Genomic DNA, 21,273 nt, shown 5'->3' on the forward strand with positions numbered 1-21,273 from the left:
GACATGTCACTGGTCCCCACCGGAGAGCTCCTGTCCCGGGCCGCAGCCGGGAGCGGGTGCGTCGCGGCCTTCAACGTGATCACGCTGGAGCACGCCGAGGGCATCGCGCAGGGCGCCGAGGCGGCCGGCCGACCGGTGATCCTCCAGATCAGCGAGAACGCCGTCCGCTACCACGGAGGCCGCCCGGGTCCCCTGGCGGCCGCGGCCCGCTCGGTCGCCGCCTCCTCGCGCGGCGACGTCGCCCTGCACCTGGACCACGTGACGGACATGGACCTGCTGCGCCAGGCCGCCGAGCACGGGTTCTCCTCCGCGATGTTCGACGCCGGGGCCCTGCCGTACACCGAGAACGTCGAAGCGACGGCCGCCGCCGCGCGGTGGGCGCACGGCGAGGGCCTGTGGATCGAGGCCGAGCTCGGCTACGTCGGTGGCAAGCCCGGCGCCCCCGCGAGCGCTCACGCCGCGGGGGTGCGCACGGACCCCGTGGAGGCCGCCGACTACGTGCGGCGCACCGGGGTCGACGCCTTGGCCGTGGCCGTCGGCAGCTCGCACGCCATGACCGAGAGGTCCGCGGCGCTCGACCACGGCCTCGTCAGGCGGCTGGCCGGGGCCGTGCCGGTGCCGCTCGTGCTGCACGGGTCCTCCGGCGTCCCGGACGAGGAGCTGCGCGAGGCGGTGCGCTCGGGCATGCGCAAGATCAACATCGGCACGGCGCTGAACATCGCGTTCACGGGGGCGGCGCGCCGCGTCCTGGACGGGGACGCCGCGCTGACCGACCCGCGCAAGTACCTCGCGCCGGCGCGCGAGGCGATCTCCGGGACGGTACGCGACCTGCTGGGCGTCCTCGACGTGTGACGGCCGTCTCGCCGCAACCCGTGCGCCCTTCAGCGCCGGCCACGAAAGTGGTTGCCGCCCGCGGCCGGCGGGCGGTCAGGCCGCGGTCTGCCGGCGCGGGAGCTTCCAGTTCGGCCGCGGGAAGTGGCACGTGTACCCGTCGGGGTAGCGCTCCAGGTAGTCCTGGTGCTCCGGCTCCGCCTCCCAGAAGTCGCCGACGGGCTCCACCTCGGTGACGACCTTGCCCGGCCACAGGCCGGACGCGTCGACGTCCGCGATCGTGTCCTCGGCGACGCGCCGCTGCTCCTCGCCCGTGTAGAAGATCGCCGAGCGGTAGCTCTTGCCGATGTCGTTGCCCTGGCGGTCGCGGGTGCTCGGGTCGTGGATCTGGAAGAAGAACTCCAGCAGGTCGCGGTAGGAGGTCTCCTCCGGATCGAAGGTGATCTCGATGGCCTCGGCGTGGCTGCCGTGGTTGCGGTAGGTCGCGTTCGGGGTGTCGCCGCCCGAATAGCCGACGCGGGTCGAGACCACCCCGGGCAGGCGCCTGATCAGGTCCTGCATGCCCCAGAAGCAGCCTCCCGCGAGGACTGCGCGCTCGGTCGGTCGCGTCATCTCTGCTCGTCTCCCTTGTCGGTTCCCGGATCTCTCCGTGCACCTGTTCACAACCGTACCGGGAGGCGGGATATGCCCGCGGGCGCGGCCCTAGCGGTGCTCGCCGAGCAGCCAGGGCCTGATCTGCTTGCGCGCGTGGTGCAGCCGGGACTTGACGGTGCCGACCGGAATCCCCGTGCGCTCGGCGATCTCCGCGTACTCCATCTCGCAGATGTCGCGGTACACGAGCGGCGCGACCAGGTGCGGGCTGTCGCGCTCCAGGTTCTCCAGGGCGTCGAGCAGGTCGAGCCGCGACCCGGCGATCACGCTCGTCGTGCGGGGATCGGGACCGGCCGCCTCGGTGTCGAGGAGGGGCCGCTCGGCGGCCCGCCGCTTCAGTTCCCGGTACTTCTGCCGCGCGCAGTTCGTAACGATCGTATAGAGCCAGGTGCTGAACCTGGAGCGCGCCTCGAAGCGCGTGATGTTCCTCGACACCTGGAGCAGCACGTCCTGTGCGGCCTCCTCCGCGTCCTCCCGGAACGGCAGGAACCGGCCGCAGCGCCGGACGATCTCCGGGCGGATCTCCCGCAGCAGGCGATCGAGTGCCTCCTCGTCGCCGGTGGCGGCGCGGGCCGCGAGGGCCTCGGTATCACGGGTGTCTGTCACGGCGCTTGCACGGGTCGCTGCATCACCCGGGCATGATAACCACATGTCCCCACCAGAGCTGATCGGCCGTTATCGCATCGAACGACGCCTTGGCACCGGCGCCTTCGGTGTGGTGTGGCTGGCCCACGACGACCGCCTCGACGCCTCCGTAGCCGTCAAGGTGATGGCCGACAACTGGGCGTACCGGATGGACGTGCGCGAGCGCTTCCTCGCCGAGGCGCGCCTGCTGCGCAAAGGCATGTCCTCCGGGGTGGTGAAGGTGTTCGACGTCGGGGAGCTGCCCGACGAGCGCCCCTATTTCGTCATGGAGTACGCGGACCGGGGCACGCTGGAGGACCGGCTCAGCGCCGGTGTCCCCGGCCTCGCCGAGTCGCTCTCCCTCGCCGCCAGCGCCGCGCGGGGCGCCGGCGACCTGCACGAGGCGGGCATCGTGCACCGCGACATCAAGCCGTCGAACGTGCTGCTCGCAAGCGGCGGCGAGGGGGCGGGCGGCGAGGGACAGGAGCGTGTCCTGCTCGCCGACCTCGGCCTCGCCAAGAACCTCGCCCAGGCGTCCGGGCTCACGGTCGTGGCGGGCTCCGCCGGATACATGGCGCCCGAGCAGGCCGAGCCGTTCGACGGCATCGACGCCCGCGCCGACGTCTACAGCCTCGGCGCGGTCCTCTACCACCTGGTCACGGGCATCGTGCCGGGCCCGCCAGGCAAGGTCCTGCCGCCTGCCAAGGTGCGCGACGGCGTGCCGAAGGCGGTGCAGCGCGCCGTCCTGCGCGCCATGGAGACGGACCGCGAACGCCGCTGGCCGACCGCCGGGGCCTTCGCCGACGAACTCGACCGGCTGGCCGCCCAGGCTGCCGGGGGCCGCGTCCGCGGACGCCCCGCCGTCAGGGTGCGCCGCCGCACGGTCATCCTCAGCGTGGCCGCCCTCGTCGTGGCGCTCGGCGGCGGTTCGGCCGCCGCGGCCCTGCTGCGTCAGGGCGGCGAACCGCGTACCGAGCGCGTCGCCGACAAGACCGGGCAGGTCAGCGTCGAGGTGCCGCGGGCGTGGGCGAGCCAGGTCGTCGACTCGGGCTGGTCGCCCGCCGACCTCGGCCTGAAGGGCGGCCACGAGCCCGGGCTCACGGTGGCCGAGGACGTGCACGACTGGCCCGACCTGGGCAGCGGCGTCAGCGGAGTCTTCGTCGGCGCCTACGCGGGGGCGGCGAAGGACCTCGCGGCCAAGGCGGCCGCCGCCCACCACGCCACGTGCACCTATGCGGGCAGCCGAGCTTTCTCCGACGCCTCCTGGCACGGCACCGTGCGCACCTGGCGCTCCTGCGGCGCGTCGGGCAACTCGCTCGACGAGGTCGCGCTCGCACCGGCGAACGGGCAGCCGCCCGAGGCGTACGTGCAGGTCCGATACGGTTCGGACACCGGCGGCACGGCCACGACCGACCGCATCCTGCGCAGCCTCCACGTCACGGCTTGACACGGGTACGGCGCCCGCCGCCGGGGCACCCGGCAGGGGGTGGCCGGGGCTCGTGGAAATCACCGTGAACTTTTCCGCCGGGCCCGCCATCGAACCTTGTGCAGGACAGACCGAGACATGGAAGAGACGGGGTGGCACGGCATGGCGAAGAACCGTATCCACGGGCACGCGGCGGCGGTACGGGGCGGGCGTGCCTCACGCACCCGCCTCGCGGCGAGCACGCTTGCGCTGGTGGCGGCCTCGGGCATCGCGCTGGCGGGCTGCGGCGGCGGCTCCCCGGCGACCCCGCAGAACGTCAGCGGCACGGCAGGCCCGGCGACGGACGGCGCGAGCCCGGCGGACTCCGGCGGCGGCGACGCGAGCGCGTCGGCGCAGGACACGCCGGGCAGCGGTACATCGTCCACCGGCGGCCAGGACACCTCGAAGGCGACGTCCCCGCAGAAGACCAAGGCGTCCGGCGGCAGGTCGAGCGGCAGCACCACCGGTGCGAGCAGCACGCGCTGCCACACCTCGGAGCTCAAGGCGTCGGTGGGTTCGAACGACCCGGGCGCGGGCCAGGAGAACTACGCGCTGGTACTGACCAACACGTCGGGCAGTACCTGCACGGTCTACGGCTACCCGGGGTTCGCGTTCGTCGACGGATCGGGCAACCCGGTCGCGGCCGACCCGCAGCGCGAGGGCGGCACGAAGTCGGTCGTCCACCTCGCGCCCGGGCACAGTGCCTGGGCCGCCCTCAGCTTCCCGAACCCGGGCATGGTGGGCAGCGCGACGGCCACCCCGAAGGCCGTCGAGATCACCCCGCCCGACGAGAAGGCGTACCTGAAGGTGGCGTGGAAGGGCGGCCCCGTCACCAAGAAGCCGAACAGCGCCGCCGCGGCGCACGTCGGCCCGTTCCAGCCCGGCAACGGCCCCGGCTCGGCCGGCTGACCACCGGCCGCGGCCGGACCCGGGGCCGTCCGCGGCCGTACGACCGCGGACGGCCCCGATCTGCCGGCGTGGCTGCCGCGGCGGACGCGCGGCCCCTCCGGGCTTCGGGCAGGGCCCGGAAGGCCGGCGACCGCGTGGCCCGCGCCTCGGCCCGTTCGGGCCTGGGCGCGTGTGCGGCGGGCGCCCGGCACCGGGCGCCCGAGGCGTGCCGATGCGTGTTCCCGCCGCCCCGGGCGTCCGGACGCGCCTGCCTGTGCCAGGCCGGTGCGGCCGTCGCACGCTCGCGGCGGCGAGTCCCGCCTTCAGGCCAGGGCCCCGCATCCCAGGGCCGGCCGGCCGAGGCGGCGCGGCTGCTGAGCCCGGACGCCCCAGGGCGTGTGCGGCGGACAGCCGCGCCGTTCCGTGCCGGGGCGCCCGGGGCGTGCCTGCCTGCGCCGCCTGCAGCGGGGTGCCGCCGTGAACATCGGCAGCCCGAGGCCCGGGGCCCGGGGCGCGCCCCGGGCCGGCGCGGGCAGCAGCAGGCAGGCGCGCCCGGCCCACCCCGGCGATCGGCCCCGGGCGACTGCCGCACACGCCCGGGATGCCGGCTGCCCCGGCGGGCCCTGCCCGCGGCGGAGCCGCCGCGGCGCCCTGCCGCGTGGCTCACGCCACGCGGCGCAGCGCCTCCGGGACCAGGTCCGCCAGGGTCGGATAGCCGTCGACGGCCATGATCAGGTCGGCCTCCGCGAGGAGCGTGCGCAGGACGTGCACGGCTCCGTCCGTGCCGCCGAGCGCCAGGCCGTACGCGTACGGCCTGCCGATCCCGACGGCGCTCGCGCCGAGTGCGAGTGCCTTCACGGCATCGGCGCCGCTGCGCACCCCGGAGTCGAACAGGACCGGCAGCCCGTCGGCCGCCTCCACCACGCCCGGCAGGGTGTCGAGCGCGGGCAGCCCGCCGTCGGCCTGCCGGCCGCCGTGGTTGGAGCAGTACACGCCGTCCACGCCGCCGTCCCGTGCGCGCCGCACGTCCTCCGGGTGGCCCAGCCCCTTCACGATCAGCGGCAGGTCCGTGAGCGAACGGAGCCACGGCAGGTCGTCCCAGGTCAGCGGGGCGCCGAAGACCTGGGTCCAGCGCAGGACCGCGGCGCCCGGATCCTCCTCCGGCGAGTGTTCGAGCCCCGCACGGAACACCGGGTCGCCGAAGTAGTTGGCCAGGCAGTGCCCGCGCAGCTGCGGGAAGTTCCCGGTGGACAGGTCGCGCGGGCGCCACCCCGTCACCCAGGTGTCCAGGGTGACGACGATGCCGCGGAAGCCCGCACGTTCCGCCCGCTGCACGAAGTGCGCCGCGAGATCCCGGTCGGTCGGCGTGTAGAGCTGGAAGAACCCCGGCGTGTCCCCGAGGGCGGCCGCCACGTCCTCCATCGGGTCGGCGGAGAGCGTCGAGGCGATCATCGGCACGCCCGTGCGTGCGGCGGCCCGCGCTGTCGCCAGATCGCCGTGGCCGTCCTGTGCGCAGAGACCGATCACCCCGATCGGCGCCATGAGCAGCGGCGAAGGCAGCCGCATGCCGAACAGCTCGACCGACAGGTCGCGCTCCTTCGCCCCGACGAACATGCGGGGCATGAGCCCCCACCGGCCGAAGGCGCTCACGTTGGCGCGCTGCGTCCGCTCGTCGCCCGCGCCTCCCGCCACGTACGACCACACGGACGGGGGGAGCGCTGCGCGCGCCCGCTCCTCCAGCTCCCCGTGCTCCATCGGGAACTGCGGAAGCACCCCGCCGAGCGCCCGCAGGTAGATCTCCTCCTGGTAGGAGCCGTACGACTGCGCCATTTGCTGTCCGCCCGCCTTCCCCTGTCACCCGCGGCGCGTGAGCCGCCCCGCGCGGAGGACCAGCATGCGCCGCGGTCGCCGTCGCGCGTCGCCCGGGTCCGGCGCGAGGCAAGGGCCGGGGCGCTCAGCCGCGCACCGCCCAGCTGTAGCGGTGCTCGGGGCGGCCCGTGTCGCCGTATTTGAGGGTCAGCGCGACCCGGCCGGCCCTTTCCAGCACCTTCAGGTAGCGCTGCGCCGTCGAGCGGCTGACGCCCGCGCGCTCCGCGACCTCGTGGGCGGACAGCGGCGCCGACGCCTCGCCGAGCACCCGGCGCACCAGGTCGGCGGTCGGCGCGGAGTGGCCCTTCGGCAGCGTCCGCGCCGGTTCCCCCGCGGGGCGCAGCGCGCCGAAGATGCGGTCCACCTGCTCCTGGCCGGCCTCCCCGCGCCCGCCCACCGCGTTGACCGTCCGGCGCAGCGCCGCGTATCCCTCCAGCTTCGCGCGCAGCCCGGTGAAGCTGAACGGTTTGACCAGGTACTGCAGGGCGCCGTGCCGCATCGCGGAGCGCACCGTCGCCACGTCGCGCGCCGCCGTCACCATGATCACGTCGGCGTGGTGGCCCGCCTGGCGCATCCGGCGGATCAGCGCGAGGCCCGGCTCGTCGGGCAGGTAGTGGTCGAGCAGGACCAGATCGATGCGGTGCTGCTCCAGGGTGGCCAGCGCCTGCGCCGCCGTGTGCGCGCGGGCGGCGACCCGGAAGCCGGGCACCCGCCCCACGTAGGCCGCGTTGATCTCCGCCACTCTGAAGTCGTCGTCCACGACCAGTACCTCGATCACCGCGCGGCCCCCTCCCGTACCCCGCCAACGGCCTCCTGCCGCGCGCCGTCCGCCGCCGGTGCGAGTGCCTCGGGCAGGACGACGGTGAACACGGCGCCCCCGCCGGCCCGCGCCGTCACCCTGGCCTTGCCGCCGTACCGCTCGGCGAGCCTGCGCACCAGCGCGAGGCCGAGGCCGCGGCCACGGTGGGCGGGGGAGCGCTTCGTGGTCCAGCCCTCGGCGAAGATCAGCTCGCGCTGCTCAGGGGGAACGCCGGGGCCGTCGTCGCTCACCCGCACCACCGCCGTGGTGCCCTCGGCGCGCAGCTCCACACCGACGGTCCGCGCCACGTCGAGTGCGTTGTCGATCAGGTTGCCCAGCACCGTCACCAGGTCACGGGGGTCCACCACGCGCTCCTGGAGCAGCGTGGCGGGGGAGATGCGCAGGGCGGCGCCGCGCTCGGCCGCGATCGCGGACTTGCCGACCAGCAGCGCCGCGAGCAGCGGATCGTGCACCCGCTCCGCGACCTGCTCGGCCGACGCCCGGTGCTCCTGCGACACCTCGGCGACGAACTGCGCTGCCTCCTCGTACAGCCCGAGCTCCAGCAGCCCGAGCAGCGTGTGCAGCCGGTTCGCGTGCTCGTGGTCCTGGGCCCGCAGCGCGTCGAGCAGACCGTGCGTACTGTCCAGCTCGCGCCCCAGCAGCTCCAGCTCGGTGCGGTCGCGCAGGGTCGCCACCGCGCCACCGTCGTCCGTCGGCATCCGGTTGGCGACCAGCACCCGGCCGCCGCTCACCGTCAGCAGGTCGGCGCCGGCGACCCGGCCCGTCAGCACGTCCGTGGTACGTCCGGGCGGCAGCAGTGCGTCGAGGGACTGCCCCGCCGCGTCCGGGCCGAGGCCGAGCAGGCGCTGCGCCTCGTCGTTGACCAGCCGGACGCGGCCGCAGGCGTCCAGCGCCACGACCCCCTCCCGTATGCCGTGCAGCATGGCCTCGCGCTCGTCGAGGAGCGCCGAGATGTCCGCGAACGCCAGGCCGTGCGTGCGCCGCTGGAGCCGCCGGGACATCCCGTAGGCGACGAGCGAACCGGCCGCGAGCGCCGCGCCCGCGTACAGCAGCAGGCCGCGCATGGTGGACATCAGCCGCGCCCGGACGCTGTCGTACGCGATGCCGACGGACACCGCGCCGACGACACGCCCCGCCGAGTCCCGCACCGGAACCTTGCCGCGGGCGGAGAGGCCGAGGGTGCCGCGATCGATGTCCATCACGTCCTTCCCCGACAGCGCACGGCTCGGGTCCGTCGACACGTGCTGGCCGATGCGCGCCGTGTCGGTGTGCGACCAGCGCACCCCCCGCCGGTTCATCACGACGATGTACAGCGCGCCGGTCGACCGCCTGATCCGGTCGGCCTCAGCCTGGATGGGACCCGACGGGCTCGGGTTCGTGGACGCCAGCTCGCGCGGGAGCCCCGGCTCCGCCGCAGTGGTCTGCGCGATGGCCAGCGCCTGCCGCATGGACTCGTGGTCGAGCTGAGAGCCGAGCGGCGCCATGAACAGGCCCGTCACCAGCATCAGCACCCCCGCGGTGGTGGCCACCTGCACGAGCAGCACCTGCGCGAAGACCCGGCGGGGCCAGCGGATCCGCATGCGATCCCCTCCGTTCTTGCTGCTCATCGGCGCTGTCGCCGCCGCGGCGGCCCTCCCGGCACCCGCGTCGCCGCACCGTAGACCGTGGACGGGCGTGCTGCCCAGCCCCAGCGGTGTTTTTCCCCCGCGAGCGGTGAGCAGAACGAGCAGAACGCCGCGTTGCGCGCAGAACGCCGGTTGTGGGAACAAGGCTCCCGGCAAGCCCCCGGCGCGCCTAGCTTCACCGGTCATGAACAGTCGGACGAGCCCCGCCATCGAGCTGCGGGGGGCGAGCAAGGTGTTCAGGACGCCCTCAGGGGCACCGCACACCGCCGTACGAGACCTGGATATGACCGTCGACAGGGGCGAGTTCGTCGCCGTCGTCGGTCCGACCGGATGCGGGAAGTCGACCACGCTGACCCTCGTCAGCGGCCTCGAGGAACCCACGGAGGGCGACGTCCTGGTGGGCGGGGAGCCGGTCAGCGGCATCGCGGAGGACGTCGGGTTCGTCTTCCAGCAGGACGCCGTCTTCCCTTGGCGCACGGTCCTGTCGAATGTGATGGCCGGGCCCCGCTTCCGTGGCGTGCCCAAGCAGGAGGCGAGGGAGCGCGCCAGGCAGTGGCTCACCAGGGTCGGCCTCGAAGCCTTCGAGGACCGCTACCCGCACCAGCTCTCCGGCGGGCAGCGCAAGCGCGTCTCACTCGCCGCGACCTTCGTCAACGACCCGAAGATCCTGCTGATGGACGAGCCGTTCTCCGCACTCGACGTGCAGACCAGGGCGCTGATGTCGGACGAGCTCCTCGACCTGTGGTCGGGCACGGGCGCGTCCGTCGTGTTCGTCACCCACGACCTGGAGGAGTCCATCGCACTCGCCGACAAGGTCGTCGTCATGACGGCGGGGCCCGCCACCGTCAAGGAGGTCTTCGAGATCGACCTGCCGCGGCCCCGCAAGGTCGAACAGGTGCGGTTGCAGACGGAGTTCACCGACATCTACCGGGAGATCTGGTCGTCGCTCGGCGAAGAGGTCCGCATCACGAGGGAGAGGGGAGCGGGACATGCGGCCTGACACGGCGGGGGCGGGAGCCGTCCTCGACAAGGCCCCGGCCGCGGCAGGCCGGCAGCGCACGCTCAGCAGGCAGCGCGCCGCGCGCCGCCGCAACTACCTGGTCCAGGGCGCCAGGGTGCTGGTGCTCGTCGGGGTGCTCGGCCTGTGGGAGTGGTTCTCACGCGCCGGGATCATCGACCCCTTCAACTTCTCCATGCCGTCGAAGATCTGGCACCAGATCTGGACCTGGGCATCGAACGGCACCGCCCAGGGGCCCCTGTGGGTCCAGGTCTGGGCAACGCTGTACGAGGCGCTGCTCGGCTGGGTCCTCGGTGTGTTCGCCGGTGTGATCCTCGGCATCGCGCTCGGCCGGGTACGCTTCCTCGCCGACGTGCTCGGCCCGTACATCAAGGTGCTGAACGCGCTGCCGCGCATCGTGCTCGCGCCGATCTTCCTGATCTGGTTCGGCCTCGGCCCCGCGTCCAAGGTGGCCTCCGCGGTCGTCCTGGTGTTCTTCCCCGTCTTCTTCAACGCGTTCCAGGGAGCGCGCGAGGTGGACAGGCGGCTCGTCGACGGGGCCAGGATCCTCGGCGCGAGCAACCGCCAGATCACCTACCAGGTCGTCATACCCTCAGCGACCTCGTGGATCTTCACCAGCCTGCACGTCAGCTTCGGCTTCGCCCTCATCGGCGCGATCGTCGGCGAGTACATCGGCGCCACCAAGGGCCTCGGCCTGCTGGTCTCGGCGTCACAGGGCAGTTTCAACGCCGCCGGCGTGTACGCGGCCATGGTGATCCTCGCGGTCGTCGCCCTGCTGGCGGAAGGGGTGCTGACCTTCCTCGAACGGCGCCTGTTCCGGTGGAAGCCCACCGACAGCGGTGACGGGCGCTGACGCCTCGCCCCGCCGCACCTTCCCCGCCCGTCCCCGCTTTCCGCGCGCCATTCCACAAGGACGTGACTTTCATGCGCAGTTCCCTCCGCCCCACCCACCGTGCCGCCAAGGCCGCCGTCGCCCTCACCGGTGTGCTCGCCCTCTCCGCCCTCAGCGCCTGCGGCAACTCGCACGGCTCGTCGGGCGACGGCGGCTCGAAGGACGGCAAGGTCAAGATCATGGTCGGCGGCCTCGACAAGGTCATCTACCTGCCCGCGATGCTCACCCAGCAACTCGGCTACTTCAAGGACGAAGGCGTGAATGTCCAGTTGCTGACGGAGTCGGCCGGCGTCCAGGCCGAGACGGCCCTCGTCTCGGGCGACGTCCAGGGCACGGTCGGCTTCTACGACCACACCCTCGACCTCCAGGCGAAGGGCAAGCAGGTCGAGTCCGTCGTCCAGTTCGCCCAGGCGCCCGGCGAGGTGGAGGTCGTCTCGACGAAGGCCGCCGCGTCCCTCAAGGGACCCAAGGACTTCAAGGGCAAGAAACTGGGAGTGACGGGCCTGGGGTCGTCCACCGACTTCCTCACCAAGTACCTCGCGGTACACAACGGCGTGAAGACGAGCCAGTTCACCCCCGTGGCGGTGGGCGCCGGGCAGACCTTCATCTCCGCACTCCAGCAGGGCTCCATCCAGGGCGGGATGACCACCGAGCCGACGGTCTCCACCATGCTGGCCAAGAAGGCGGGCTCCGTCCTCGTCGACATGCGCACCCCGGACGGCTCGCGTGCCGCGCTCGGCGGCCTCTACCCGTCGTCCAGCCTCTACATGCAGACCTCCTGGGTCAACGCGCACAAGGACACCGTGCGCAAGCTGTCCAAGGCGTTCGTCAAGACCCTGCACTGGATGGACTCGCACACCCCTGAGCAGATCGCCGCGAAGATGCCGTCCGACTACCAGCAGGGCGGCGGCTCCGCCCTGTACGCGCAGGCCATCAAGAACACGCTGCCGATGTTCACCAAGGACGGCGTCATGCCGTCCGACGGGCCCGCCACCGTCAAGCGCGTCCTGTCCACCTTCGACCCGAACCTGCAGAACTACGACGTCGACCTGAAGAAGACGTACACCGACGAGTTCGTGAAGTAGGCGGGAAGAGTCGACCGGGCCCGGCGGCGCCACGCGGCACCGCCGGGCCCGGTCGACTCTGCGCGTGTCAGGTCGCCGTGCCGCGCCTGCGGCGCAGCAGCCACGCGCCGCCGCAGGCGAGGGCAGCAGCCGCAAGCCCCCCGCCGGCGGCGAGTTCGGCCGGTGTGCCGGCCCTGGAGTGCTGCCCGGCGGGAGCGGTACCGGTCCCCGTCGGGAAGCCGCCCAGCTTGCCCGCCTTCTGGTACGCGGAGCCCGCCATCTTGTCGGCGTAGCGGCCGTGCACGAGCTTCTGGTAGCCGGCGAGCGAGACACCCCGCGTACCCACCTCGTGGCGCGCCGAGCCGTTCAGCGGAAGGACCCGGTCTGCGTGCACGCGGTACCACGCGTCGGTCTGCGGTTCGGAGAACACCAGGTCACCATTGCCCTGCCGTGGGTAGGAGACCTCGTCGGAGCCGGAGATCCTGTTGATGACCGACCAGCGCCCGGTGTGCTGGTCCTTGCCCAGCCAGACGCTCGCGGCCCTGCCCCTTGCGGAGGTCGCCCCGACGGCCGCGAAGGCGAACCGCGCGACCGGAGCGGACGCCGAACCGCCCTTCACGAAAGCCGGGTTGAGTACGTACACGGCTTGCGCGGATCCGTCGACACGAGGATGTTCAGCGGCCGCGGCCGGCGCCTTCTCCGCGTGCGCCACCAGGCCGGTGTGCCCGGCGGCACGGGCGTCGAGGTGTGCGAAGAACGTCGACAGGCCGCTGACCGCCTGCCCGGTGGAGGCGGCCTGCGCGGCGCTCACCAGGTCGGCCTTGGAGGGCCCGTGGACGGTGGCGGGGCCCGAGGCGAAGGCGGTGGACGAACACAGCGCCAGGGCCGCCGTCGTGAACGAGGCGGCGAGCAGTGCGCGGGTGCGGACGCGTGTGCGGGTTTCCTTGCGGTTCATCGCGCGCCTCAGCTCTCCCCGTAGAGGGACTGGCCCCACCGGAACTGGTAGTTGCTGACGTAGGAGTTGTAGTTCATCTCGCCGTAGCGCGGGTTGCTCGGCCACGGGTCCGCATACATCAGCGTCTGGCTGTTCGCGTCGTACCCGTACAGCACGTTGGCGTGCCCGCCACCCGACGTCCAGTAGATGCCGACCTCGACGGGGGAGCCCGCGTCGATCGACTGCGTGACGGTGCTGAACGACACGGGTCCTGTCACCTGCCCGACGTCGCGCATGCCGGTACCCTGCCAGCCCCGCTGCGCGTCGCTGAGCTGGCCTGCCTGGTCGGGGCACGGGTAGCCGGCCGGCAGGCCGCGGGCGTAGTCGCAGAACGTGTTCTGGTTGACGCCCGCGCCGTAGCCGAGGAACTGGGCGATGGACAGGGCCGTGGCGTCCCAGCACCACTCGTCCTGCGTCTGGACCTGCTCGGTGAAGTTGAGTTGACCGGCGGTCGCCGCGTGGGACGAGCCGTGTCCGGCCGCCGTGGCGGTCGCGGCGCACGGTATGAGCAGCCCGACGGCCGCGACGGCCGCAAGCAGCAGCTTCCCGCCGCGGCGGGCGGGGACAGGGGCCGCGGGAGCAGGGGCCGCGGAGCCGGCGGCGGCGGCCGGGTCGGGCGGGTTGCCGCGTTTGCGCAGAGCCATCGTCACTCCTTTGTGGGGGTGGAGGTGGGAGGTGAGCGAGACGCCAGGACCATAGGAGCGCCGCGCCCCGCACCGGACCCCTCACGGCGGAGAACAAGGGGTTACCCGCCGGCCGCGAGGCGGCGTCCGCCCCGCCGGGCCGCACCTCTTGACTGCCGGTGGCACCCGGGACACGATGCACCACGCCCGGCAGGGACCGCCCCCGCCGGGGCCGGGGGTCGCGCATGCTCAACGCCGTGCGGGGAGAGCGCCGCGAGACGCTGGAGCGGCTCGACGGCGAACTGGTGGAGCACGGCGGCGTCCTGCTGCACGGCCCCGCCGGCATCGGCAAGACCTTCGTCGCCCGCGCGTTGGCCGGCCGGCGCGGCGACCGCGGCGATCTGGTGCTGTCCGCCGAGCCGGGGGAAGCCGAGCGGGACCTCGACCACTCCGCACTCGCCGACCTCTTCCGCACGGTCACCGGCGACCGGCTGCACATGCTGCCGGACCCCCAGCGCTCGGCCCTGCGCCAGGCGCTGCGCCGGGAGCCTCCACCACCGGGCGGGCCGGAACCGGTGGCCCTTCGCCTCGCGGTGCTCTCCCTGCTGGCCGCCCTCGGCCGGGACCGCCCCGTGCTGCTGGTCATCGACGCGGCGCAGCACGTGGACCGGGCGAGCGCCCAGCTCCTGGCATTCGCCGCCCGGCGGCTCGACACGGCGCGCGTGCGGACACTCGTGACCGAGACCACCACCCCGGGTGCCGCACCCGCCGCAGGACCCGCCCTCTGCCCGGCGGCCGCACCCGAAGTCGTCCTGCCGCCTCTCTCGTTCCCCGAGGTGTCGGCGCTGCCGGGGCATCCGGAACTGCCGCACTGGCTGCTGCGCAAGGTGTACGAGACCAGCGCGGGCAACCCGCTGTTCGCCCTGGAGCTCACCCGTGCGGTGGCCACGCTCCCCGAGCCCCCGGCCAGGGACGACCCGCTGCCGCTGACCGCTCGGCTGCGCGCCCTCGTGGCGGGGCCGCTCCGCGACCTCGACCCGGCCGTCCGGCGGGTGCTGCTGCTGATCGCCCTCGACTCCCGGCCCACCCCGCGGCACCTGAGTCTGGCCGCCGTCGCCGCCTGCCCCGCCGGGCAGGGACACGGCAGCGTGGCCGGGACGGACACCGACGGCGCCGTCGCCACGGCCTGCCGGGCGGGACTGCTCACCGTCACGGGCGAATCGCTGCGCCTGACTCACCCGATGCTCGCGGCCGCCCTCACGGACTGCCCCGCTGACGACCGCCGCGCGGCGCACGCCCTGCTCGCCCGGGCGGCCGACGACCCGGTGGAGCGCATCCGCCATCTGGCGCTGGCCGCCACAGGAGCGGAAGAGCCGCTCGCGGCGGCGCTCGCGTCGGGCGCGGAGCAGGCACGCCGCCGCGGCGCGACCAAAACGGCCGCGCGTCTTGGCAGGCTGGCTCTCGAACGCACCCCCGCCGACCGCGGGGCACTGGTCGCCGAGCGCGCCCTGACCGGCGCGCAACTGGCCTACGACGCGGCCGACTACGAACTGACCCGGGAGCTGGCGCACCGGGTGATCTCCGGCAGCGCGACCCCCACCCAGCGCGTCCAGGCGTGCATCCTCGTGATCCACGCCTCCAACCAGGCGCTGGGCGACACCTCGGAGGTCTTCGCCGAGATGCTCGTGAGCGTCGGCGACGACCTGGGGCTGCACGCGCAGCTGCACTACGCACGCGCGCTGCGCGCCCACATCACCGACGGCAGGACCGCGCTGGCCCGCCTGGAAGCGGCACGCGCGGCGGAGCTCGCGGCGCGCTCACGCGACCGTACGACCGAGCTGATGGCGCTGTCGCTGCAGGCGTTCACCGCCGCCGTCCTGGGGCGGGCCGACGCCGGGCAGCCGCTGGCCCGCGCGCTGTCGCGACCGCAGGACAGCGGACTGCCGGGCGGCCACAACGGCCCGCGCGCCATCAAGGCCAGGCTCGACCTGTTCGCGGACCGGCACGAGGCGGCCGCGGCGGAGCTCGCGTCCCTGATCCAGCGGGCCAGGGACAGCGGGACCGTGGAGGACGTGATCTTCCTGCTCTGCGCGTCGATCGACGTGGACGTGCGTGCAGGACGCGGCGCGCAGGCCCTGGCGTCGGCTGACGAGGTCACGCGGCTCAGCCGGGAGATCGGCGTGTGCCACGGCCCGGTGCTGCACAGCGTCGCACTCGCCGAGGCGGCCGGCGGCGACCTGGCGCGGGCCGCCGCGCTGGCACGCGAAGGGGTCCAGACCTCGCTGTCGAGGCACGACCAGATCTTCCTTCCCCTGGCACTGTGCACCCTGGGCCACGTCCAGCTCCGCTCGCGGGACACGGCGGCCGCCGTCGCGAGCCTGGAGCGTGCACGCGGCATCGCCGAACGGCGCGGCATCGTCGACCCGCTGGCGGTCCCGTGGGCCGTCGACCTGGCCGAGGCGCTGGTCGCCGCCGGAGAGCACGCCAGGGCCGCGGCCCTCACGGCAGCCGCGCTCGGCACCGCCGAACGCCTCGACCGCGCCGGGGTGGCCGCCTCCCTGCACCGCGCCCAGGCCCTGCGGGCGGCCGCCGGCACGGACAAGAACGGCATCGGGCAGGCGGTCGCCTCGCTGCACCGGGCCGCCGACTGCCACCAGGAGCACGGCCTGCGCCTGGAACACGGGCGTGATCTGCTCGCCCTGGGCAGCGTCGAGTGGCGCCGTCGCCACCCGACGGCGGCCGGCGCCGCATGGCAGCGGGCCGCCGCGGTGTTCCGGGAGTGCGGGGCAAGGACCTGGCTGCATCAGGCGACGGCCGAGCTCGCCCGGCTGGAACGCGGCGAGGACGGCGGGAGCACGGAAGGCTCCCTGGTGCACGCGCTCAGCGGCACGGAGTACCAGGTGGCCACCATGGCCACGGCCGGCGCGACCAACCGGGAGATCGCCACGAGCCTGTTCCTCGCGGTCAAGACCGTGGAGGCGCACCTGACCCGGATCTACCGCAAGGCCGGGGTCCGCTCCCGCACCGAACTGGGCGTGCTGCTCCGCCGGTCCGCCGCGCGTCCCGGCGCCCGGCGGGCCTGAGCGGCGCGCGGGGGTGGCATCGAGTGCCGCGCTGGGGGCCTATCGTTGTCGTAGCGCCTTCCGCCCGCGCCCGCGGGCCGCCGCCGTCCGTCCTCAGGAGTGACACCATGCCGGAGCTCCCCAGCGCAAGCGACGCGGGGCCGCGCGCCCGCGTCCCGGCCGGGACCGTGTTCGTCCCGGTCAGGCCGGAGGGCGAGGGCCACCGCGTACGCCTCTTCCGCACGCCGCTCGGGGCGCGCACCGCGGTCGCGTTCACGTCCGTCCGCCTGCTCACCGCCACACTCGGCGCCGGCCAGCCCTACCTCAGGCTCGCCGAGCCCGCGCTGCGGGCGCTCACCGTGCCGATCGGCGTCACCGCGCTGACCGTCGACCCGCAACTCGTGGCTCCGCGCCCGGCGCCCGCCGACGTCCGTGTTCCCTCTCCGCTCGGCGCGCGCGAGTGCCGTACAGCCGGGAGAATCCAGCTGGTCGGGCCTCGCCGCTCGCTGTGAGCCGGTCCGCCGCTCCCGTGTGAGCGGAGCACCGCTGGGCACACGGGAGGGTCGGGGCTGCACGACCACACCCCGTGCGAGCGGAAAGGACGTGAATCACATGCGAGTCGCTTTTCTCGTGGCTCCCGAAGGCGTGGAACAGGTAGAGCTGACCGAACCGTGGAAGGCCGTCGGTGACGCGGGCGGTGAACGCCACCTGATCTCGACCACCCCCGGCCGGATCCAGGCGTTCGACCACCTGGACAAGGCGGACACGTTCCCCGTGGACCGCACGGTCGGCGAGGCGTCCGTCGGCGACTACGACGGGCTCGTACTGCCCGGCGGCGTGGCCAACCCGGACCAGCTGCGCACCGACAAGGCGGCCGTCGCGTTCGTGAGCTCCTTCTTCGACGCCGGCAAGCCCGTCGCGGCGATCTGCCACGCGCCGTGGACGCTGGTCGAGGCCGACCAGGTGCGCGGCAGGACGCTCACCTCGTGGCCCAGCCTGCGGACCGACATCCGCAACGCGGGCGGAACCTGGGTGGACGAGCAGGTCAAGGTCTGCACGAGCGCGCCGAGCCCGCTGATCACGAGTCGCAAACCGGACGACCTGAAGGCGTTCTGCGAGGCCTTCATCACGCAGTTCGGCGGCTGAAAGACCCTCACCGAGCCCCCTCCCGCGGCACGGCGGGCCACGCATCACATGCGGACGGCCGGTGTGAAGGAGTGGCCCGCCGGGTCCGAGTGGATGCGGGTGTCCCGAGGGCCCCCGTTGTCCCTCGTGTCCAGCGGCCGCGCGCCCAACCCGATGAGCTCGCGCTCCGCCGCGTCCATCTCGCCGCGCTCCATCAGGATGCGCAGATGGGCCTGTTGCGAGGTCTCGGGCCTGGGCCGGCTCGGCGGCGCGTAGCTGCGGTCTCGGCGTATCGCCAGGCGCACACCCGCGTCACCGACGATCTCCAGGAAGTCGGGATCGTCGCCCTGCCGCGTTTCGGCGTCGAGGAGAGCGGCGTAGAAGTCGGCCGGTTCCGCGGGCTCCGCGGCGTCCAGTACGAGCACGGTGGTCTTCGCGACGGTCATGCGGCGCGTGTGCCCCCGTGGGTAGCTCGCACACGGTTGCCGCCGGGGGCCACGGGTACCCGCCGGGGAACCGGGGAGCCGCCCCGGGCACCGGACGATGAGGAGACAGTCATGACCAGTGCGGAGCAGTCCGCGCACGCGGCGGCGACGGTGGTGGTGGAACTGACGGGCTCCGCGCCGGCGGACGCCCACGCCGTCTTCGGTGTCCTGCACACGGCCTACGCGTCCGACCGCGCACCCGACGACGTGCCGCAGGAACCGGACAGCGGAGGCAGGACGACGGTGTGGACGGCGGCTTTCGACACCACGGATGTCCGCGAGCAGCCGCACCCCGTGCCGCTCGGCGCGCCCGTCACGGCGGTGCTGCAGGGGGGTTACCAGGCCGTCGAGGGGCTGCGCGTGACGCTGTCGTCGGCGTTCGCGGTGAACGTCGTGGGCACCTCGTCGGGCGACCAGGAGAAAGAGGTGCAGTTGCGGCTCGCGAGCAGGTGACGTGGTCCCAGGTCACGCACGGTGCGCGGGTGATCGTGTTGCGCGTTCGGCCCAGTCGGGTGAGGCTTTGGGTGACCCAGAAGTGGCTGTTGCTCACGCTTCGTGCTCGGGGGTCGTTCACGCGATGTGAAGCATGTGGGCCTCTCTGTGAGGAGCCTGAATCATGACAGTTCCACTCGACCGTCACTACGAGCTGGAATTGCACGCCTCCGAGGAGCGCGTACCGCAGATCCGGCGCATCGTCGCCGCCCACCTCCGGCACTGGAAACTCGACCTGCACGTGCGGGCCGTCTGCAGGGGTATCGACGAACTGCTGACCAACGTCCACCGCCACGTAGGCGACGAGAGCCGCTGCCTGCTCGAGATCCGCTGGTCCGGACGGCGCCTGACGGCGTCCGTCGAGGACGACGGGCCGCGCATGCCGCGCATGCTGACCGCCGGGGGCGGGCTCGCCCGTATCGCCGCGCTCAGCGACAGCTGGGGCACCTGCGCCACGACAGGCGGCAAAGTGGTCTGGTTCACGCGCAGCGTCGAGGCCCCGCTGTCGGTGCCGCGCGTGCCGTTCGTCCCGCTCACCCTCGTCGACGCGGAACTGCGCCACCCTGAGCCGGCCGGGCCGGTCCCGGTGGCCGTCGCCGGCACGGCCGCGGCGGACGCGATGTCGCAGCCGCGGATCCCCACACCTGCCTGATCGGCCGGCGCGCCGCACGGCGCCCGCCGAGCACGACGACTGCCCCGCACCCGCCACACGGGCCGCGGGGCAGTCCGTCAGGGCGTGTACTCGTCTTCGTCGACGGTGTGCACCGCGGCCTCCTCGGCCGACGCCGCCGCGCCGTCGATACCCACGTCCTCCGCGACCATGTCCTTCTCCGCGTCCGCGTGGGCGCCCTCGTCCGGCGCCACGAGACGGCCCGACCTCATGCCACCGACCTCGTCGTCGCGGACCTCGCCGTCGCCCTGCGGCAGGTCGCCGATGCCGTCGCCCGCCACAACGGGCGGGTCGGGGACCTCCTCGGCCAGCCGTTCGTCCAGAGTCTCGCCCTCGTACTGCTCCTCGGCCGTGATGCCCTCGCCCTCGACGCCGAGCGGGCGCTCCGGCGGCGACCAGCCCTCGTCGTACGGGTCCGCCACGCGGTCGCTGAGGCTGTCCTCCGGGTCGAGGATGCCCTCGTCCTCCCGCACCTCGGCGTCCGCGTCGGGCTGGTAGACGTCGTCGGCCATGGGATCGGTGTTCTCTCCGCTCACGTGGATCACCTCGTCGAGTCCGATTGCGTTCGACCCCGGCTACCCGGCGCGGACCGCGCTATCCGCGCCGCCCTCGGACGGTCCACATCCCACGCTGCCACCAAACCCGGCGCCGCTCAAACCCCAGGTGGCGGGCGCCGCGTGTTTGCCACGGCCGACCAGGGGCACGCGGTGCTTTCGTCCGCAGACGCGAAAAGCCATCGACCGGAGTCGAGCGTGAGCCAGATGCGCATCGTCATCGTCGGAGCGGGATTCGCCGGATACGAGACCGCCCGCGTCCTGTCCCAGCGGTTGCGGGGGCGGGCGGAGATCGTCCTGCTGAACCCGACCGACTACTTCCTCTACCTGCCCCTGCTGCCCCAGGTGGCGGCGGGCGCCCTGGAGGCCAGACGGGTCGCCGTGTCGCTGCCGGACACCCTGCCGCACGTGCGGCTCGTGCTCGGGGAGGCCGACGAGGTCGACCTGGACGCCGGACGGGTCGGTTACATCGGCCCGGAGGGCAACCGCGGCCGGATCCCCTACGACCGGCTGGTCCTCAGCGTGGGCAGCGTCAACAAACTGCTGCCCGTGCCCGGAGTCGCCGAGCACGCACATGGGTTCAGGGGCCTGCCCGAGGCGCTCTACCTGCGCGATCACGTGACCCGGCAGATCGAACTCGCCGCGGCGGCCGACGACCCGGCCGAGTGCGCCGCCAGGTCCACCTTCGTGGTCGTGGGCGCCGGGTACACCGGCACCGAGGTCGCCGCGCAGGGCAAGGTGTTCGCCGACGGGATCGTGCGCAGGCAGGGCCACTGGCGCCGTTGCGGCCCCTCGCGCTGGCTGCTGCTCGACGTGGCCCCCCGGGTACTGCCTGAGCTCGACCGGCGCCTGTCGGACACCGCCGACCGGGTGCTGAGGCAGCGGGGCGTCGAGGTCATGCCCGGTACGTCCGTCAGCGAGGCGACGGCGCGCGGCGTCACGCTCGACAACGGTGAGCACGTCGACACGCACACCCTCGTGTGGTGCGTGGGGGTGCGGCCCGACCCGCTCGTCTCGGCCGTCGGCCTGCCCGTGGAACGCGGCAGGCTCGTGGTCGACGCGATGCTGAACGTACCGGGCAGGCCGGAGGTGTTCGCGTGCGGCGACGCCGCGGCCGTGCCCGACCTGACCAGGCCGGGTGAGTACACCCCGATGACCGCCCAGCACGCCTCGCGCCAGGGCAAGGCGGCGGCCCGCAACGTCGCCGCGTCCCTCGGGTACGGGCAGTGGCGGCACTACCGCCACGGCGACCTCGGGTTCGTCGTGGATCTCGGCGGCGCCCAGGCCGCCGCGAATCCGCTCGGCGTACCGCTCGCCGGGCCACTCGCGGGGGCCGTCACCCGCGGATACCACTTGGCCGCGATGCCCGCCAACCGTGTCCGCGTGGCCGCGGACTGGCTCTTCGACGCCGCGATGCCGCGTCAGACCGTCCAGCTCGGCCTGGTGCGTTCGGGCGCGGTGCCGCTGGAGTCGTCGGCGCCCGAACTCGGCAGGGCCGTCGCAGCGAAAGCGAAGGAGTGA

General features: G+C 73.7%; 21 protein-coding genes. 12 read left to right on the forward strand and 9 right to left on the reverse strand.

Features of this window, described 5'->3' with window-relative positions; all coding sequences use genetic code 11:
- Positions 1 to 3 precede the first annotated feature (3 nt).
- The gene (locus tag IH48_RS0116765) at positions 4 to 852 is read left to right on the forward strand and encodes a class II fructose-bisphosphate aldolase (protein ID WP_030904428.1); all 849 of its coding nucleotides are present in this window, start codon (positions 4 to 6) and stop codon (positions 850 to 852) included.
- 75 nt (positions 853 to 927) lie between these two features.
- On the opposite strand, the gene msrA is transcribed toward IH48_RS0116765, so the two are convergent.
- On the reverse strand, positions 928 to 1,443 hold the full coding sequence (gene msrA, locus IH48_RS0116770; protein WP_030904430.1) for a peptide-methionine (S)-S-oxide reductase MsrA: 516 nt from the start codon (positions 1,441 to 1,443) through the stop codon (positions 928 to 930).
- Between the two features lie 90 nt (positions 1,444 to 1,533).
- A complete protein-coding gene (locus tag IH48_RS0116775) occupies positions 1,534 to 2,133 on the reverse strand; it encodes an RNA polymerase sigma factor (RefSeq protein WP_078849793.1) in 600 nt (199 codons plus the stop codon).
- On the opposite strand from IH48_RS0116775, the gene IH48_RS0116780 reads away from it, so the two are divergent.
- Both IH48_RS0116780 and IH48_RS0116785 read left to right on the forward strand, forming a co-directional pair.
- The gene (locus tag IH48_RS0116780; protein ID WP_030904434.1) at positions 2,132 to 3,553 is read left to right on the forward strand and encodes a serine/threonine-protein kinase; all 1,422 of its coding nucleotides are present in this window, start codon (positions 2,132 to 2,134) and stop codon (positions 3,551 to 3,553) included. The two genes, IH48_RS0116775 and IH48_RS0116780, sit on opposite strands and share 2 nt — an antisense overlap.
- A 117-nt stretch (positions 3,554 to 3,670) precedes the next feature.
- Positions 3,671 to 4,480, forward strand: coding sequence for a DUF4232 domain-containing protein (locus IH48_RS0116785; RefSeq protein ID WP_234434284.1), 810 nt, complete (start codon positions 3,671 to 3,673; stop codon positions 4,478 to 4,480).
- A 642-nt stretch (positions 4,481 to 5,122) separates the two neighbouring features.
- On the opposite strand, the gene IH48_RS0116795 is transcribed toward IH48_RS0116785, so the two are convergent.
- The 3 genes from IH48_RS0116795 to IH48_RS0116805 all read right to left on the reverse strand — a co-directional run bounded on the left by IH48_RS0116795 (position 5,123) and on the right by IH48_RS0116805 (position 8,728).
- Complete coding sequence (locus IH48_RS0116795) at positions 5,123 to 6,289, reverse strand: alpha-hydroxy-acid oxidizing protein (RefSeq protein WP_030904437.1); 1,167 nt, start codon at positions 6,287 to 6,289, stop codon at positions 5,123 to 5,125.
- Positions 6,290 to 6,413: 124 nt separating this feature from the next.
- Positions 6,414 to 7,106, reverse strand: a complete 693-nt coding sequence (locus tag IH48_RS0116800) for a response regulator (protein WP_030904439.1) — start codon at positions 7,104 to 7,106, stop codon at positions 6,414 to 6,416.
- Entirely contained in the window at positions 7,103 to 8,728 is a 1,626-nt protein-coding gene (locus tag IH48_RS0116805; protein ID WP_051839934.1) for an ATP-binding protein, read from the reverse strand. Before IH48_RS0116805 ends, IH48_RS0116800 begins: the two co-directional genes overlap by 4 nt.
- 229 nt (positions 8,729 to 8,957) lie before the next feature.
- On the opposite strand from IH48_RS0116805, the gene IH48_RS0116810 reads away from it, so the two are divergent.
- The 3 genes from IH48_RS0116810 (at position 8,958) to IH48_RS0116820 (ending at position 11,768) form a co-directional block, all read left to right on the forward strand.
- Positions 8,958 to 9,773, forward strand: coding sequence for an ABC transporter ATP-binding protein (locus tag IH48_RS0116810; protein WP_030904443.1), 816 nt, complete (start codon positions 8,958 to 8,960; stop codon positions 9,771 to 9,773).
- Entirely contained in the window at positions 9,763 to 10,644 is an 882-nt protein-coding gene (locus IH48_RS0116815) for an ABC transporter permease (RefSeq protein ID WP_030904445.1), read from the forward strand. The genes IH48_RS0116810 and IH48_RS0116815 overlap by 11 nt, the downstream gene beginning before the upstream one ends.
- 71 nt (positions 10,645 to 10,715) lie before the next feature.
- Entirely contained in the window at positions 10,716 to 11,768 is a 1,053-nt protein-coding gene (locus tag IH48_RS0116820) for an ABC transporter substrate-binding protein (RefSeq protein ID WP_030904447.1), read from the forward strand.
- 67 nt (positions 11,769 to 11,835) lie between these two features.
- On the opposite strand, the gene IH48_RS34415 is transcribed toward IH48_RS0116820, so the two are convergent.
- On the reverse strand, positions 11,836 to 12,702 hold the full coding sequence (locus IH48_RS34415; protein ID WP_051839936.1) for a hypothetical protein: 867 nt from the start codon (positions 12,700 to 12,702) through the stop codon (positions 11,836 to 11,838).
- 8 nt (positions 12,703 to 12,710) lie between these two features.
- On the reverse strand, positions 12,711 to 13,385 hold the full coding sequence (locus tag IH48_RS0116830) for a papain-like cysteine protease family protein (RefSeq protein ID WP_030904451.1): 675 nt from the start codon (positions 13,383 to 13,385) through the stop codon (positions 12,711 to 12,713).
- 236 nt (positions 13,386 to 13,621) lie between these two features.
- Here IH48_RS0116830 and IH48_RS0116835 point away from each other — a divergent pair, with 236 nt between their 5' ends.
- From IH48_RS0116835 to IH48_RS0116845, 3 genes are all read left to right on the forward strand, one after another.
- A complete protein-coding gene (locus IH48_RS0116835) occupies positions 13,622 to 16,447 on the forward strand; it encodes a helix-turn-helix transcriptional regulator (RefSeq protein WP_234434285.1) in 2,826 nt (941 codons plus the stop codon).
- A gap of 107 nt (positions 16,448 to 16,554) precedes the next feature.
- Positions 16,555 to 16,938 carry an SAV_915 family protein gene (locus IH48_RS0116840; RefSeq protein ID WP_030904455.1) on the forward strand — a complete coding sequence of 128 codons (384 nt, stop codon included), beginning with the start codon at positions 16,555 to 16,557 and terminating at the stop codon, positions 16,936 to 16,938.
- A 100-nt stretch (positions 16,939 to 17,038) separates the two neighbouring features.
- A complete protein-coding gene (locus tag IH48_RS0116845; RefSeq protein WP_030904457.1) occupies positions 17,039 to 17,572 on the forward strand; it encodes a type 1 glutamine amidotransferase domain-containing protein in 534 nt (177 codons plus the stop codon).
- A gap of 44 nt (positions 17,573 to 17,616) precedes the next feature.
- Here IH48_RS0116845 and IH48_RS0116850 read toward each other — a convergent pair whose 3' ends face one another.
- Positions 17,617 to 17,997, reverse strand: coding sequence for a VOC family protein (locus tag IH48_RS0116850; RefSeq protein ID WP_030904458.1), 381 nt, complete (start codon positions 17,995 to 17,997; stop codon positions 17,617 to 17,619).
- A gap of 111 nt (positions 17,998 to 18,108) precedes the next feature.
- Between IH48_RS0116850 and IH48_RS0116855 the strand changes: the two genes are divergently transcribed.
- Positions 18,109 to 18,489, forward strand: coding sequence for a hypothetical protein (locus tag IH48_RS0116855; RefSeq protein WP_030904460.1), 381 nt, complete (start codon positions 18,109 to 18,111; stop codon positions 18,487 to 18,489).
- A 163-nt stretch (positions 18,490 to 18,652) separates the two neighbouring features.
- Positions 18,653 to 19,180, forward strand: coding sequence for an ATP-binding protein (locus tag IH48_RS0116860; protein WP_107059315.1), 528 nt, complete (start codon positions 18,653 to 18,655; stop codon positions 19,178 to 19,180).
- A gap of 77 nt (positions 19,181 to 19,257) precedes the next feature.
- Here IH48_RS0116860 and IH48_RS0116865 read toward each other — a convergent pair whose 3' ends face one another.
- Positions 19,258 to 19,710, reverse strand: coding sequence for a DUF5709 domain-containing protein (locus IH48_RS0116865; protein WP_030904464.1), 453 nt, complete (start codon positions 19,708 to 19,710; stop codon positions 19,258 to 19,260).
- Positions 19,711 to 19,959: 249 nt separating this feature from the next.
- Between IH48_RS0116865 and IH48_RS0116870 the strand changes: the two genes are divergently transcribed.
- Positions 19,960 to 21,273 (forward strand): NAD(P)/FAD-dependent oxidoreductase, encoded by a 1,314-nt coding sequence (locus tag IH48_RS0116870; RefSeq protein WP_051839938.1) that lies wholly within the window; start codon positions 19,960 to 19,962, stop codon positions 21,271 to 21,273.

The organism is Streptomyces sp. NRRL F-5126, from assembly GCF_000721265.1.
Classification (GTDB): Bacteria; Actinomycetota; Actinomycetes; order Streptomycetales; family Streptomycetaceae; genus Streptomyces.

Bases quoted from the DNA above. Each gene is read 5' to 3' on its own strand.
- IH48_RS0116840 (WP_030904455.1), top strand. From the start codon at position 16,555: ATGCCGGAGCTCCCCAGCGCAAGCGACGCGGGGCCGCGCGCCCGCGTC.
- IH48_RS0116775 (WP_078849793.1), bottom strand. From the start codon at position 2,133: ATGTGGTTATCATGCCCGGGTGATGCAGCGACCCGTGCAAGCGCCGTG.
- IH48_RS0116860 (WP_107059315.1), top strand. From the start codon at position 18,653: ATGACAGTTCCACTCGACCGTCACTACGAGCTGGAATTGCACGCCTCC.
- IH48_RS34415 (WP_051839936.1), bottom strand. From the start codon at position 12,702: ATGAACCGCAAGGAAACCCGCACACGCGTCCGCACCCGCGCACTGCTC.
- IH48_RS0116865 (WP_030904464.1), bottom strand. From the start codon at position 19,710: ATGGCCGACGACGTCTACCAGCCCGACGCGGACGCCGAGGTGCGGGAG.
- msrA (WP_030904430.1), bottom strand. From the start codon at position 1,443: ATGACGCGACCGACCGAGCGCGCAGTCCTCGCGGGAGGCTGCTTCTGG.
- IH48_RS0116805 (WP_051839934.1), bottom strand. From the start codon at position 8,728: ATGCGGATCCGCTGGCCCCGCCGGGTCTTCGCGCAGGTGCTGCTCGTG.
- IH48_RS0116795 (WP_030904437.1), bottom strand. From the start codon at position 6,289: ATGGCGCAGTCGTACGGCTCCTACCAGGAGGAGATCTACCTGCGGGCG.
- IH48_RS0116870 (WP_051839938.1), top strand. From the start codon at position 19,960: ATGCGCATCGTCATCGTCGGAGCGGGATTCGCCGGATACGAGACCGCC.
- IH48_RS0116850 (WP_030904458.1), bottom strand. From the start codon at position 17,997: ATGACCGTCGCGAAGACCACCGTGCTCGTACTGGACGCCGCGGAGCCC.
- IH48_RS0116810 (WP_030904443.1), top strand. From the start codon at position 8,958: ATGAACAGTCGGACGAGCCCCGCCATCGAGCTGCGGGGGGCGAGCAAG.
- IH48_RS0116785 (WP_234434284.1), top strand. From the start codon at position 3,671: ATGGAAGAGACGGGGTGGCACGGCATGGCGAAGAACCGTATCCACGGG.
- IH48_RS0116830 (WP_030904451.1), bottom strand. From the start codon at position 13,385: ATGGCTCTGCGCAAACGCGGCAACCCGCCCGACCCGGCCGCCGCCGCC.
- IH48_RS0116845 (WP_030904457.1), top strand. From the start codon at position 17,039: ATGCGAGTCGCTTTTCTCGTGGCTCCCGAAGGCGTGGAACAGGTAGAG.
- IH48_RS0116780 (WP_030904434.1), top strand. From the start codon at position 2,132: ATGTCCCCACCAGAGCTGATCGGCCGTTATCGCATCGAACGACGCCTT.
- IH48_RS0116765 (WP_030904428.1), top strand. From the start codon at position 4: ATGTCACTGGTCCCCACCGGAGAGCTCCTGTCCCGGGCCGCAGCCGGG.
- IH48_RS0116820 (WP_030904447.1), top strand. From the start codon at position 10,716: ATGCGCAGTTCCCTCCGCCCCACCCACCGTGCCGCCAAGGCCGCCGTC.
- IH48_RS0116855 (WP_030904460.1), top strand. From the start codon at position 18,109: ATGACCAGTGCGGAGCAGTCCGCGCACGCGGCGGCGACGGTGGTGGTG.
- IH48_RS0116815 (WP_030904445.1), top strand. From the start codon at position 9,763: ATGCGGCCTGACACGGCGGGGGCGGGAGCCGTCCTCGACAAGGCCCCG.